Consider the following 13,977-nt stretch of genomic DNA (forward strand, 5'->3'; position numbering starts at 1 on the left):
CATGTCGGCGGTGGTTGAGTAAGCCGCGCCCCGGCAGAGAGTTCGCCGAGGGCCTTCCATGCTCATGCCCGAAGGGGACCACCGATGAGAAGTGCTGGGTTCCGCCGTTCTCGCACACGTCGAACCTCCGCCGCCGCGCTCGTCACCGCGCTCGCGCTGACTGCCCTTGCCTCCTGTGGCACGAGCAGCAGCAACAGCGAGGACGACAAGAGCGGTTCCGGTAGCGGCTCGTCCGATCCGTCAGCACCGCTGGACCCGAAGGCCAAGGTGACGCTGTCGATCGACTGCATGCCGCCGGCCGCGAAGGCCGCGGAGCTGCGCGAGTGGAAAGAGGACATCAAGGCGTTCGCCAAGATCTACCCGAACGTCAAGATCAACGGAAAGTCCACGCCCGGACAGTGCCTGGAGCCGCCGCGCTTCACGGCGATGCTCAAGGGCAAGTCGCAGCCGGACGTGTTCTACGCCTACTTCACCGACCTGCAGCAGGTCCTGGACAACGACGGGGCGGAGGACATCTCGGCGTACGTCACCGACAAGTCCGTCCCCGCGCTCAAGGACATCCAGCCCCAGGTCCTCGACGTGGCCCGCAAGGACGGCAAGCTCTACGCCCTGCCGACCAGCAACTACACCATGGGTCTGATCGTCAACCGGAAGCTGTTCACGCAGGCCGGCCTGGACCCGAACACCCCTCCCTCGACCTGGGAGGAGGTCCGCGCGGCGAGCAAGAAGATCGCGGGGCTCGGCAAGGGCATCGCAGGCTTCGGCGAGTACAGCGCGGGCAACAACGGCGGGTGGCACTTCGCCGCCACGCAGTACGGCCTCGGCGGTGACGTGGTGGACGCCAGTGGAAAGAAGGCGGCGTTCAACGACGAGAAGGGCAAGCAGGTCCTCCAGCAGCTGCACGACATGCGCTGGAAGGACAACAGCATGGGGCAGACCCAGCTGCTGAAGTGGGGCGATCTGCAGAAGCAGATATCCACCGACAAGCTCGGCATGTTCCTGGCCGCGCCCGACGACATCGCGTACATGGTCCAGCAACTCGGAGCCGAGTACGAGAACTTCGGGATCGGTCCGATCCCCGGCGCACAGGGAACCCTCTTCGGCGGCAACAACTACATGATCAAGAAGGGCAGTTCGCCCGACAAGATCAAGGCGGCCGTCGCCTGGCTGAACTTCAAGAACCTCTCGCCCGGCAAGGGCCAGTTCGACTGGGCCCGCACCAAGGCCGACCAGCTGCCCGTCGGGCTGCCGCAGCCGAACTTCTTCACCGGTGAGAGCAAGACCAAGGACGACGCCAGTCGCGCCACGAACGCCACCATGCCCATCGAGAACTTCAAGGCCTTCATGGACAACCCCGTCCAGGGCAAGGCCGAGCCGCCGAAGGCCCAGGAGATCTACAAGATCCTCGACGTCGCGATGTCCGGAGTCCTGACCAACAAGGACGCCGACATCGACAAGCTGCTCTCCACCGCGGAGCAGCAGGTCAACCAGGTTCTGGCGAACCAGTAACGGACGCGCGGGGCCGGGTCACGCGGACCCGGCCCCGCAATCCCGACCGTCCGACTGCGAGCGACTGCACCGGCACCGAGGAGACACCATGTCGGCCCCTACCCTGTCCACGAGCAAGGCGAGCCCGCCACCGCCCGGACACCACCGCCCCGCCCGGCCGGACTCCCCCCGCGAGGAGTTCGTGCGCGCCCTGCGCCGCAACATATCCGCACACGGCTTCCTGATCGGCGCGGTTCTCTGCTTCTCGTTCTTCTCCTGGTACCCGATGGTCCGGGAGTTCTTCCTGGCCTTCCAGAAGACCGAGGACGGACACACGACCTGGGCCGGCTGGTCCAACCTCAGCTACGTCTTCAACGACCCGGCCTTCTGGCAGGCCTGGCGCAACACCCTGCTCTTCACCGTCCTGGCCCTCGTGCTGGGCTTCGCGGTCCCGTTCGTCATCGCCGTCGTACTCAACGAGTTCAGGCACGCGCAGGGGTACCTGCGGCTGCTGGTCTACCTGCCGGTCATGCTGCCGCCGGTCGCCTCCGTACTGCTCTTCAAGTACTTCTACGACCCCGGCTACGGACTCTTCAACCGCATCCTCGAATTCCTCCACCTCCCCGCACAGCAATGGCTCCAGGACCCCGACACCTCCATGCTCTCCGTCGTCATCGCGGCGACCTGGATGAACATGGGCGGAGCCACCCTCATCTACCTCGCCGCACTCCAGGGCATCCCCGGCGAGCTGTACGAGGCGGCGGAGCTCGACGGAGCCGGACTGCTGCGCAAGATCTGGCACGTCACCATTCCGCAGACCCGGCTCATCCTGTCGCTGCTGCTGCTCATGCAGATCATCGCGACGATGCAGGTGTTCACCGAGCCCTTCCTGCTCACCAACGGAGCGGGTCCCGAAGGCTCCACCACGACGGTCGTCTACCTCATCTACCAGTACGCCTTCAATTTCAACAACTACGGCAGCGCGGCGGCTCTCGGACTCGTCCTGCTCGTCGTACTCGCGGGCTTCTCCGCGGTGTACGTACGGCTCAGCCGCAACAGCGAAGACTAGGACGGGAGTACGAGGATGGCATCGAACACGCTTGTCTCCCGGCGAGGTACCGGCAGGCGCGGAGGAGGACCCCGCGAGTCCGACCTCGGCCGGCAGCGGACCCTGATCTCGCCCGCCCAACTCGGCCGCCCCCGCGGCAAGGTCCTCTACTGGATCATCTTCGCCGTGGTGATCGCCGCCTTCACCATCGCGTTCCTCGGGCCCCTGTACTGGATGGTCACCGGGGGACTCAAGACCACCCAGGAAGTCGTACAGAGCCCGCCCACGGCCTTCCCCACCTCGATCCACACGGAGAACTACTCCCAGGCGTGGAACGTGATGGACCTGTCCCGGCTGCTCTTCAACACCCTGTACTACGCGTTCGGCGCGCTGGCCTTCCAGCTGATCTTCGACGTGGCCGCCGCCTACTCGCTCTCCAAGCTGCGGCCGGTCTTCGGCAAGGTCATCCTCGGCATGATGCTCGCCACCCTGATGATCCCGGCGACCGTCCTCGTCGTGCCGCAGTACCTCACCGTGCTCGACGTGCCGATCTTCGAGCGCAACCTGCTCAACTCGCCCTGGGCGATCTGGCTGCCGTCCGTCACGAACGCCTTCAACATCTTCCTGCTGAAGCGGTTCTTCGACTCGATCCCACGCGAACTGCTGGACGCCGCCGCCATCGACGGCGCCTCACCCCTGCGCACCCTGCGCTCCGTGGTGCTGCCGATCTCCCGGCCGATCCTCGGAGTCGTCTCCATCTTCGCCGTCGTCGGAGTCTGGAAGGACTTCCTCTGGCCGATGCTCACCCTGCCCGACCCGAGCAAGCAGACGCTCAACGTGGGCATCTACTCCCTGGCCAGCGGAGTCCCGGAGAACGTCCTCATCGCCGCGCTCACCATCGCGTCGGTCCCGACGCTGCTGATCTTCCTTCTCTTCCAGCGCAACATCATGAGCGGTCTCACCGCGGGCGGCCTCAAGGGCTAGCACGACCCCTGCCGTCCCCCACCAGCACTCCGCCGCCGGCCATCCCACCACGCGCCCCGTGTCCGGGGCCGGCGGCGGAGTACCACCTGCCCGAAAGGAACGCCACGTGGCAGCCATCCGTCCGACCGAGGCCACCGCAACCTGGTGGCGCGACGCCGCCATCTACCAGATCTACGTACGCAGCTTCGCCGACGGCGACGGAGACGGCACCGGCGATCTCGCGGGAGTACGGGCCAGGCTGCCCTATCTCGTGGAGCTGGGTGTGGACGCCCTCTGGTTCACCCCCTGGTACCTCTCACCCCTGGCCGACGGCGGCTACGACGTCGCCGACTACCGCGTCATCGACCCCGCCTTCGGTCATCTCGCCGAAGCCGAGAAGCTGATCGCCGAGGCCCGTGCGCTGGGTATACGCACCATCATCGACATCGTTCCGAACCACGTCTCCGACCGGCACAGCTGGTTCCGGGCAGCGCTCGCGGCGGGCCCCGGCAGCCCCGAGCGCGACCTCTTCCACTTCATGCCGGGACGCGGCGAGAACGGTGAGATCCCGCCCAACGACTGGGTGTCCGAATTCGGCGGCACCCCCTGGACCAGGCTCGACGACGGCCAGTGGTACCTCCACCTGTTCGCTCCCGAGCAGCCCGATCTCAACTGGGCACACCCGGCCGTCCGCCAGGAGCACGAGGACGTACTGCGCTTCTGGTTCGAACGGGGAGTGGCGGGCGTACGCATCGACTCGGCGGCCCTGCTCGCCAAGGACCCTGCCCTGCCGGACTTCACCAAGGGCGTCGACCCCCACCCGTACATCGACCGCGACGAACTCCACGGCATCTACCGCGCCTGGCGTGCGATCGCCGACGAGTACGAGGGCATCTTCGTCGGCGAGGTATGGCTTCCCGACTCCGAGCGCTTCGCCCGGTACCTGCGCCCCGACGAGCTGCACACCGCCTTCAACTTCAACTTCCTGGCCTGCCCCTGGGACGCCCGGCTGCTGCGCGCCGCGATCGACGACACCCTCGCCGAGCACGCGCCGGTCGGCGCCCCCGCGACCTGGGTGCTGTGCAACCACGACGTGACACGCACCGTGACCCGGTACGGACGCGAGGACACCGGCTTCGACTTCGCCGCGAAGGTCTTCGGCACCCCCACGGATCTGGAACTCGGCACACGCAGGGCCCGGGCCGCCGCCCTGCTCTCGCTGGCACTGCCCGGCGCCGTCTACCTGTACCAGGGCGAGGAGCTCGGCCTTCCGGAAGCCGACATCCCGCGGGCGCGCATCCAGGACCCCATGCATCTGCGCTCCGGCGGCATCGATCCGGGGCGGGACGGCTGCCGGGTGCCGCTGCCGTGGTCCGCACAGGAACCGCACGCGGGATTCGGGTCCGCGGACGAACCCTGGCTGCCGCAGCCGGCCTCCTGGCCGTCCTACGCTGCCGATCGGCAGAGCGGCGATCCCGGCTCGATGCTCAGCCTGTACCGCGAAGCCCTGAGTCTGCGCCGCAGCGAACCCGGATTCGCCGCAGCCGCCGCGGAAACGGCGGACGGGCAGCTGAACTGGCTGCCGTCGGAGCCCGGGGTGCTCGCCTTCACCCGGCCCCACGGCCTGATCTGTGCCGTCAACCTGTCCGGGGCTCCGGTGCCGCTCCCCGACCACACCGAGGTGCTGCTGACCAGTGCCCCGCTGGACGGATCCGGCCTGCTGCCCGCTGACGCGGCGGCCTGGCTGCGGAGCTGATTCCGCCACCGGGCCGGGCCGTCACCGTGCGCACCGTGGCGGCCCGGCCCGAGGTGGATAGCGGGGGAGCGGAGGCTGCGGCACAGTGGTCGTATGGATGATCTCAACGCTCTCGCCGACGAGCACCTGACCGCAGCCCGCGCCAGCGCGCACGGGCGCAGCGCGCACCTGCTGCTGCGGCAGGAACCGCTGCGGCAGACGGTGATCGCACTCACCTCGGGATCCGCCCTCGACGAGCACAACGCACCCCCCGCCGCCTCGCTCCAGGTGCTGCGAGGCCGGGTCAGACTCACCGCCGCCTCCGGGGACGTCGAGCTGACCGAGGGCGGGCTGCACCCGATTCTCCAGGAACGGCACGGGCTGCTGGCGCTCGAGGACGCCGTGGTGCTGCTGACAGCTGTCAACGACTGAGCACCCAGGAATACACCTGCGGGACGGAGGCATGAGAGAAAGGTGGCAGCCGGGCCGTCGTGTGACGCCATCCGGCCCGCCGATTCTTCCTTCGTCCCCCGGAGTACCAGCGTGCCCAGCAGGACCGACGCCCCCGCCGCGGACCGCACCGCGCCCCCGTCAGGGCGGGCCGCAGCGAGCTGGCGCACCGCCCTGCGCCGTACTCCCGTCTCGCTCTGGAACGACGACCTCTCCGACTGGGCAGCGGCCCTCACGTACTACGCCATCCTCGCCCTGCTCCCGGCGCTCCTGGTCACCGTGTCCGTCATCGGCCTCGCGAACCCCGGCGCCACCAACGCCCTGATCATCGACATCACGGCCTTCGCGCCCGCCGAGTCCGGAGCGGCACTGCGCCAGCCCCTGGAAGCGGCCACGCACGAGCGCACCGCCGTCTGGCTGCTCGTGGCCACCGGGAGCGTGAGCGCCGTCTGGTCGGCCTCCAGCTACCTTGCGGTCTTCCGCAGGGCGCTGCACGCCATGCACAAGGTGAAGGACACCAGGCCCGCCCTGCGCCAGGCGCACATCATCGTGGCGTCCGCGATCGGACTGCTCGTCCTGCTGATGGCCAGTGCGTTCGCCCTGGTCCTCACCGGACCGCTGGCCCGCTGGTTCGGGGAACGGACGGGCCTGACCCACGCCGGTGAGACTCTCTGGGCGGTTCTCAAGTGGCCCGTGCTGCTCTGTCTGGTCGCCTGCCTGATCCTGGTCCTCTTCAGCACCGGTCCGCGTACCGCCCGGGGCGTGCGGCGCGGGCTGCCGGGCGGAGTGCTCGCGGCGTTCCTGTGGCTGTTCGCCTCGGCCGGATTCGCGCTGTACGCCACCCACGTCGGCAGCTACAGCCGGCTGTACGGTTCGCTGGCCGGTCTGGTCGTCTTCCTGATCTGGATCTGGTTCACCAACCTGGCGCTTCTGACCGGCGCCCAGTTCAACGTCGAACTCGAACGCGTGAAGGGCGGCGGCAGCTGAGGGCGAAAGCCCTTGTGGGAGCGCTCCCAGGTGGGCAGGATGGGGCAATGACCCAGGCAGCGCACGTACGTCCCTACCGACCCGGCGACCGTGAGGCCCTTGCGGAGATCTGCATCCGCACGGCGGACAACGGCGGTGACTCCCGGCATCTGTACCCCGATCCGGAGCTGATGCCGGCGCTGTTCGCGGCGCCCTACGCGTACCTCGAACCCGAGCTGACGTTCGTCCTCGACGACGGGTCCGGGCAGGCGGTCGGCTACATCCTGGGGACCGCGGACACCCGGCAGTTCGTGGACGCGTTCCGAAAGGTCTGGCTCCCGCTGGTGACGGAACGCTTCCCCCGGCCCGACGGGACGCCGAGCACGTTCGTCGAGGAGATGACCGCCCTCCTCCACCGCCCCGAACGCATGATCCTTCCCGAGCTGGACGGGCATCCGGCGCACCTGCACATCGACCTGCTGCCACCCTGGCAGCGCAAGGGGTACGGGAGGGAGCTGATGGGCACCTTCCTGGGTGCGCTCCATGCCAAGGGGGTCCCGGCCGTCCATCTGTCGATGCTGCTGGCGAACACCCCGGCCAGGGCTTTCTACGACCGGCTCGGATTCCATGAGATCGAGGTCCCCGATCCGGGGCCGCTCGCCTATCTGGGGCGTTCCACCGAGGGGTGTGGCGGCGACCGGCTGGGCAGGTAGTCAGGTGCGAGCCCGGGTGAGGGCCGAGGCAGCCGCTACGGAGGAGTGAGAGACGTGACGGAGCAGAGTGCGTGGAGGTTCGCGGACGACCGGGGGCAGCTGCTGGCGGCGGAGCGGCGCCCTTCGCGCGTGCTCGCCTACGTCCAGGCCGGAGCGACGCTGTGGGACTACGGCGTGCGCCCGGAGGGGATCTTCGGCTCCGGCCATGACGGTACCGCGCCCGACCGGGCGAAGACCGGCACGCTCCCGCTGGACACCGTCGACTACCGGGGTGCGGGCGCAGACCTGGATGTGGAGACCCTGTTACGTGGACGGCCGGACCTGGTCGTCGCCGTGAGCTACGGCCACGGACAGGTCTACGGGCTGGACCCGGACGCCGCCAAGCAGCTGGAGGAGCGGGTCCCGGTCGCCGTGATCGACGTGGGTCAGGCGCGCACGCTGGACCGCATAGCCGAGCGGTTCGCCGAACTGGCCCGCTCGCTCGGCGGTGAACCGGTCCCGGGCGTCGCCGAGGATCTGGAAGCCGCCAGGGAGCGGCTGCGTGCCGTGGCCGAAGCCGTGCCCGACGGCCGGAGGGTGGTGGCGCTGTCTCCGGCCGGCCAGGAGCAGGCGCACATCGCCCGCCCGCCGATGTGGCCCGAACTGCGGGTGCTGGCCGAGCTGGGGGTCGACCTCGTGTCACCGGCCGAGGGCGGGGGAGTCAACTGGTCCACCACGGAATGGGACCGGGCGGCGGAGCTCCGGCCGCACGTCGTCCTCGCGGACGTCCGGTCGAACGCGACCCCGCTCGGCGAGATCGGCGCACCGGACTGGCGGACGGCCACGGAGGCGGCATGGATCGTCCCGTGGAACCCGGAGCCCCTGTGCAGTCCTCAGGCCCATGCCCGCTTCCTCGCGCTGGTGGCGGACGCCCTGGAGGGGGTCCGGAGCGTCTGAACAGGTTTCCCAAAAATATTCTGCAAAAATACTTTGGGAAAGTGTGGATCTCATTTAGCCTGCCGTCATGGACAGCGACGGCTCACCCCGAAAACTCGATCCCGCGCAGGACTCGGCGGCGCTGAAGGCGCTCACCCACCCGCTGCGTCTCCGGCTGCTCGGCCTGCTGCGGCAGCACGGTCCGGCCACCGCGAGCGAGCTGGCGGTCAGGACGGGTGAGTCGTCGGCGTCGACCAGCTACCACCTGCGCGTGCTGGCCAAGTACGCGTTCGTCGCGGAGGCGGAGCACCGGGACGGCCGCGAGCGACGGTGGCAGGCGGTGCACGCCGTCACCTCGTGGAGCAACGAGGGGATGCTGGCCACGTCAGGGGGCCGGGCGGTGCTGGGCACGTTCTGGCGTCGCTCGATCGAGCACCTTCAGCACTCGGTGGTCCAGCACGAGGCGGACATCGAGGACGGCCGGCTGGGGGAGGAGTGGTACGAGCCCTGCGGTGTCAGCGACCTGATGCCCCGCTTGACGCCGGAATCCCTGAGGGAGCTCTGGGACGCGTTCGAAGCCAAGGCGACGGAGCTGACCGCCCGTGACGAGCACGATCCGAGGGCCGAGCGGGTCGTGCTGGTCACGGCCGGACTCGCGCTGGCGGCGAGCACACCGACGGCACCGGAGTCCGCCGCGGACCCGCGCTCCGATAGGGACCCGCGCTCCGATACGGACCCCGGCGGCGGCACTCGCTCCCACGTCACATCCGAGGCCGCCCCGCGCTCCGAGGGCACCTCGTGACCCGGCCCGCGCCCGCCCCCGCGCACACCGAGTACACCGGGCTGGACGAACGCACCGCGCGGCGCCGCTTCGTCGCGGTGTCGTTCCTGTTCTGGCTGCCGGCCGGCCTGACCGCCGCCCCCATGGTTCTGCTCTTCACCGAACGAGGCCTGGCCCTCGCCGCCGTCGCCGCGGCCTTCGCCGCGCACTCCCTCACCGCCGCCGCCCTCGAACTCCCCACCGGCGGCCTCTCCGACGTCATCGGCCGCCGGACCGTCCTGGCCGGTGCCGGAATCCTCAACGTGTGCGCCCTCGCCCTGATAGGACTCGGAACGGCCGGCTGGGTCCTCGCGCTCGGCATGGCGCTGATGGGCGCGGGCAGGGCCCTGTCCAGCGGACCGGCCGAAGCCTGGTACGTCGACACCGTGCACGCCCGCTCCGGCCCCGACGCCGACCTGCGCACGGGACTGGCGCGCGGCGGCGCCGCCTCCTCGGCCGCCCTGGCACTCGGCATGCTGCTCGGCGGTGCGCTGCCCTGGCTGCTCGGCCTCGGCCCGGATCTCGGCGCCCGGGTGCGCGCGTACACCTCGGACCTCGTTCTGCCGCTCTCCGTCCCCGTGCTCCTGGGCGTGGCCGTCGAGACCGTCTTCGTCCTCTACGCCCTCACCGCGCTCCCCGAACCTCCCCGCCCCCGGGCCACCCTGCGCGGCGTGCTGCGCGGTGTTCCGGCGGCCATCGGCGCGGGGCTCCGGCTCGGCGCCCGGGACGTGCTGATCCGCCGCATCCTGATGACCGCGGGTGCCGCCGGCACCGCGCTGGCCGCCCTCGAACTGCTCACGCCCGGCCGCGCCGCCGCGATCACCGGAGCCTCCGAGACCGGTGCGGTGCTGTTCGCGGGACTGGCAGCCGCCGGGTTCGTCTGCTCGGCGCTCGGCAGTCAGATCGCCCCGCTCGTCGCCCGGTTCGCCGGCGGCAGCGAGCGTGCGGTCCTGGCGAGCCTCGCGGCGAGCGCCACCGGTCTCCTGGTGCTCGCCGCGACCGTGTCCTCCACCGGAGCGGCCTCCCTGACCCTGGCCGCCGCCGGATACGCGCTGGTGTACCTGGGGCTCGGGGCCGCCGGTCCCAGCGAGAACGACCTCCTGCACCGCCGCGTCGACACCTCGGGCCGTGCGACCGCTCTCTCCGTGCAGTCACTCTCGCTGCAGCTCGTCGGGGCGGCCGGAGGGCTGGTCACGGGTGTGCTGCCCGCAGGCCCCCTGCCCTGGCTGCTCGGTGCCACGGTGCTGCTGGCAGGCGCCCTGCTGTGGGCCCGTCGCGCCGCCGGCCCTGCCGCACACCTCAGCGGCCGGCCGGAGCCCGCGACGGGAGACGGCATCGGCTGACGGCTGCTCCGTACCGCCGCGCGTGCGGACGCCTCCGGCGTCCGTGCCGGACACGGGGTCTCCCGGCACCCCTTCGCACGAGGCAGAATCGGCGGCAGCGTGTCCGGCGACCACCGCGTGCCGGACCCCCCGCCCGGCGCCACTCCTGGAGACCTCCCTCATGCTCGACAGACTCGCTCTGCTGGTCATCGGCGAATGCGTCGCCGACATCGTCCGGGAGCCGGGTGCGGCAGACCGTGTCCACGCGGGCGGCAGCCCCGCGAACGTCGCGTACGGTCTGGCCCGGCTGGGCCGGAGCACCACGCTCCTCACCCAGCTCGGTCAGGACGCGAACGGACGGCTCATCCGGGACCATCTGGCGTCGGCAGGGGTCCGTGTGCGCACCGATGGCTGCGGCGCGCCCACACCGTCCGCCGCCGTCACCCTGGACGACGCGGGGCGGGCCACGTACACCTTCGAGATCACCTGGTCATTGGCGCCGGTCACACCGGAGCGTCCGGCGCAGCATGTGCACACCGGGTCGATCGCCGCCGTCGTCGAGCCCGGGGCCGGGACCGTCCTGGCCACCGTCGAAGCACTCCGGGCGACCGCGACCGTCAGCTACGACCCGAATGTGAGGCCGGAGCTGATGGGGGATCACACCGAGGCCGTACGCAGGGTCGAACGCTGTGTCGCCCTCAGCGACGTCGTCAAGGCGAGTGACGAGGACCTGGCATGGCTGTACCCGAGTGAGGCACCGGAGAAGGCCGCCGAGCGGTGGCTGCGCTCCGGCCCGGCCGTCGTCCTCGTCACGCGGGGCGCCGAAGGGGCGTCGGCGTTCCTTCCCGGTGCGACGTCGAGCGTCGCCGCGGTGCCCGTCCCCGTCGTCGACACCGTGGGAGCGGGCGACGCGTTCATGTCCGGCACGCTGCACGCCCTGGCAGCGCACGGACTGCTCGGGGAGGGCGGCCGCGCACGGCTGCGTTCACTGGACACCGGGACGCTGGGCGACGTGCTGCGCCACGGGGCGGCATCGGCCGCCGTGACCGTTGCGCGGGCCGGTGCCCTTCCGCCCGACGCGGAGGAGCTGGCGGCGGGACTGACCCGGGCACCTGTCCCCAAGGCCTGACAACGCCGGTGTCCTCCCGCACGCCCCGGTCGTTTAGTCCTTCATGACCGTGACCCTTACCGACACCGTCCAACCGTCCACGGCCGATCTGCTGACCGGCGTCCTCCTCGGCGCGGACTTCCGCCGGGAGCACGGCTTCTGGCGGCGGCTGATCAGTACAGAACCGTTCCGCCGCCCCGCGGGCGGTACCCCCGAAGAGCGGCTGTCCCTCGCCTACGACCGGCTGCGGATCCTCAACCGGTCCCTCGACAGCGGAGCCCGCCTCGCCGCCGACCCGCGCGCGCTGGCCGCCCTGCACGAATGGCTGGGCCCGGTGGACCCCGCGCTCACCACCGTTGCGGGCATCCACTACAGCCTCTTCCTCGGCAGCCTTCTCGACCACGACGCCGGCACGGACCGCGACCTGTCCGACTTCCTGGGGATGCGGCGCATCGGCACCTTCCTCTGTACGGAGGTGGCGCACGGCAACGACGCGGCGTCCCTGGAGACCACCGCGACGTACGACCGTGAGCGGGACGGGTTCGTCCTGCACACCCCGAACGCGGGGGCGCAGAAGTTCATGCCCAACACCAGCCCGGCGGGCGGGCCGAAGACCGGCCTCGTCGCCGCACGCCTGCTCGCCGACGGCACGGACCACGGAGTCCACCTCTTCCTGGTACCGCTCACCGACGACGTACAGGCTCTTCCAGGGGTACGGGTCCGGCGCCTGCCGGCCCGGATGGGCAGCCCCGTGGACCACTGCCTGACCTCGTTCGACCGGCTGTTCGTCGGGCGGGGCGCCCTGCTGGGAGAAGGGAGGGTGCTGGGCGGGGACAGCGGGTTCAGCAGCACCCCCGCCGACCGGCGGCGCCGCTTCCTGACATCCATCGGCCGTGTGACCCCGGGGAGGATCTCCATGAGCGCCTGCGCTGCCGGATCCGCCCGCGCCACGCTCGCGGTCGCCGTCCGCTACGGCGGCCACCGCATGGTCTCCGGCGGCCGGGGCGCCGGGCAGATTCCGGTGAACGCCCACCGGACCCACCACGGGCCGCTCGCCTCGGCCATGGCCACGGTCTTCGCCATGAGTCTGCTGCACCGCCGGGCCCTCGACCGGTGGGAGCGCCGCACCGGTGAGGACGGGGCGGAGGCGGAACGCCTGGTGGCCGTCGCCAAGGGGTGGATCACCTGGCAGGCCCGCGCGGTCATCGTCGAGTGCCGCGAACGCTGCGGTGCGCAGGCGTTGTTGGAGAACAACGGCATGACGGAGCTGGTCACCGGGGTCGAAGGCGCCATCACGGCGGAGGGCGACAACCTCGCCATCCACGCGAAGGCGGCGGCGGACATGTTCTTCGCCGCCGGACCGGCACCCGGTGACCCCTCGCAGGACCCGGCGGACGGGACCGGCAACACCCCGCCCGACAGGACCCCCGGTGAGCTGGCCGACCCCCGGTTCCTCGGCAGGCTTCTCGACGCGGTGGAGGAGATCTGGTTCACCCGGGCCAGGAAACGCGCGCTCGGGGCACCGAACGATGACGCGCTCGCGCGGTGGAACGCGGCCTCCGGCGCCGCACTGCGCGGGGTCGAGGCCCACGCGTACCGACACGCGGCCGAGGGGTACACCGAGGCCCTGGCCACGCTCCCCGAGGGGGACGCCCGGGAGCGGCTGGCCGAGCTGCAGCGGCTGTTCGCCCTCCAATGGGTGGCACGCAACAGCGGGGACCTGCTGGCGGCAGGTCACCTGACCACCCAGCAGGTCGAAGAACTGCCCGAGGCCACCGAGGAACTGATCGCGGCGGTCGCCGCACACGCACCCGAACTGGTCGAGTCCTTCGCGCTGCCGGAAGAGCTGCTCGCCGACTGGCCGATCGCAGGACCGGACTACGCCGACGCGTACGACGACCCGGACGGCTCCTGGAGCCGGGGCCAGGCCGAGCCTTCGCCGCCGGCCGCACGGTGAGCGACCGACGGCCCGTCCGGACACCACTTGGTGCGGCCGGGGCCCGGCGGCGTGTGCGCGAGGCCGCAGAGATCCTCGGCCTGCGGGTCGTACTGCTCGCGTACTGGGGCACGGCATCCGTACTCGCCCGGCGACGCGGACGTCGCAGGTGAGAGGCGGAGAATCGGTTCGGCGCTGGTCCTGACCCCGAGCGCAGGTCCTGGCCGAGGAAGGGGCCGGTGCGGGGGGACACCCCACCCACCGTGCCGGCCGCGGCCCCCGAGGCCTCCGTCCAGCTGCGTGATAGCTTGCAGAAGCCAGTCACACTCCACGTGGAGTCAGGGAATCCGGTGCGAAACCGGAGCTGACGCGCAGCGGTGAGGGGGACGGGCGGGGCCACGGCCACTGGACACCCTCGGGGTCCGGGAAGGCGTCCCGTCCGGATGAACCCGAGTCCGAAAACCTGCTGGCACCCGTTTCCCGTACCGGGAGCGGTGCTTCGTACCGGGCTCC

General features: G+C 70.8%; 12 protein-coding genes and 1 riboswitch. All 12 genes read left to right on the forward strand.

Annotated features, from left to right (window positions below):
• The first annotated feature begins 84 nt into the window (after positions 1 to 84).
• On the forward strand, positions 85 to 1,509 hold the full coding sequence (locus tag OG257_RS35200; protein WP_329214190.1) for an extracellular solute-binding protein: 1,425 nt from the start codon (positions 85 to 87) through the stop codon (positions 1,507 to 1,509).
• 88 nt (positions 1,510 to 1,597) lie between these two features.
• Positions 1,598 to 2,557 carry a carbohydrate ABC transporter permease gene (locus OG257_RS35205; protein ID WP_329214192.1) on the forward strand — a complete coding sequence of 320 codons (960 nt, stop codon included), beginning with the start codon at positions 1,598 to 1,600 and terminating at the stop codon, positions 2,555 to 2,557.
• 15 nt (positions 2,558 to 2,572) lie between these two features.
• Positions 2,573 to 3,520, forward strand: coding sequence for a carbohydrate ABC transporter permease (locus OG257_RS35210; protein ID WP_329214195.1), 948 nt, complete (start codon positions 2,573 to 2,575; stop codon positions 3,518 to 3,520).
• A gap of 106 nt (positions 3,521 to 3,626) precedes the next feature.
• Entirely contained in the window at positions 3,627 to 5,255 is a 1,629-nt protein-coding gene (locus OG257_RS35215) for a glycoside hydrolase family 13 protein (protein WP_329214197.1), read from the forward strand.
• Between the two features lie 93 nt (positions 5,256 to 5,348).
• The gene (locus OG257_RS35220) at positions 5,349 to 5,666 is read left to right on the forward strand and encodes a cupin (RefSeq protein ID WP_329214199.1); all 318 of its coding nucleotides are present in this window, start codon (positions 5,349 to 5,351) and stop codon (positions 5,664 to 5,666) included.
• A gap of 111 nt (positions 5,667 to 5,777) precedes the next feature.
• Positions 5,778 to 6,671: a YihY/virulence factor BrkB family protein gene (locus OG257_RS35225; RefSeq protein ID WP_329214201.1), complete on the forward strand. Its 894-nt coding sequence runs from the start codon at positions 5,778 to 5,780 to the stop codon at positions 6,669 to 6,671.
• Between the two features lie 47 nt (positions 6,672 to 6,718).
• Entirely contained in the window at positions 6,719 to 7,363 is a 645-nt protein-coding gene (locus tag OG257_RS35230; RefSeq protein ID WP_329214203.1) for a GNAT family N-acetyltransferase, read from the forward strand.
• Positions 7,364 to 7,417: 54 nt separating this feature from the next.
• Positions 7,418 to 8,299: an ABC transporter substrate-binding protein gene (locus tag OG257_RS35235; RefSeq protein ID WP_329214204.1), complete on the forward strand. Its 882-nt coding sequence runs from the start codon at positions 7,418 to 7,420 to the stop codon at positions 8,297 to 8,299.
• 67 nt (positions 8,300 to 8,366) lie between these two features.
• Positions 8,367 to 9,080 (forward strand): winged helix-turn-helix domain-containing protein, encoded by a 714-nt coding sequence (locus tag OG257_RS35240; RefSeq protein ID WP_329214206.1) that lies wholly within the window; start codon positions 8,367 to 8,369, stop codon positions 9,078 to 9,080.
• Complete coding sequence (locus OG257_RS35245) at positions 9,077 to 10,441, forward strand: MFS transporter (RefSeq protein WP_329214208.1); 1,365 nt, start codon at positions 9,077 to 9,079, stop codon at positions 10,439 to 10,441. The genes OG257_RS35240 and OG257_RS35245 overlap by 4 nt, the downstream gene beginning before the upstream one ends.
• A 160-nt stretch (positions 10,442 to 10,601) precedes the next feature.
• Positions 10,602 to 11,549: a carbohydrate kinase family protein gene (locus tag OG257_RS35250; protein ID WP_329214209.1), complete on the forward strand. Its 948-nt coding sequence runs from the start codon at positions 10,602 to 10,604 to the stop codon at positions 11,547 to 11,549.
• A gap of 43 nt (positions 11,550 to 11,592) precedes the next feature.
• Entirely contained in the window at positions 11,593 to 13,485 is a 1,893-nt protein-coding gene (locus tag OG257_RS35255) for an acyl-CoA dehydrogenase family protein (RefSeq protein ID WP_443054527.1), read from the forward strand.
• Between the two features lie 280 nt (positions 13,486 to 13,765).
• A riboswitch (cobalamin riboswitch) is annotated at positions 13,766 to 13,949 on the forward strand.
• The last annotated feature ends 28 nt before the right edge of the window (positions 13,950 to 13,977 follow it).

The sequence above is a fragment of the Streptomyces sp. NBC_00683 genome, assembly GCF_036226745.1.
In the GTDB taxonomy this organism is placed as follows: domain Bacteria; phylum Actinomycetota; class Actinomycetes; order Streptomycetales; family Streptomycetaceae; genus Streptomyces.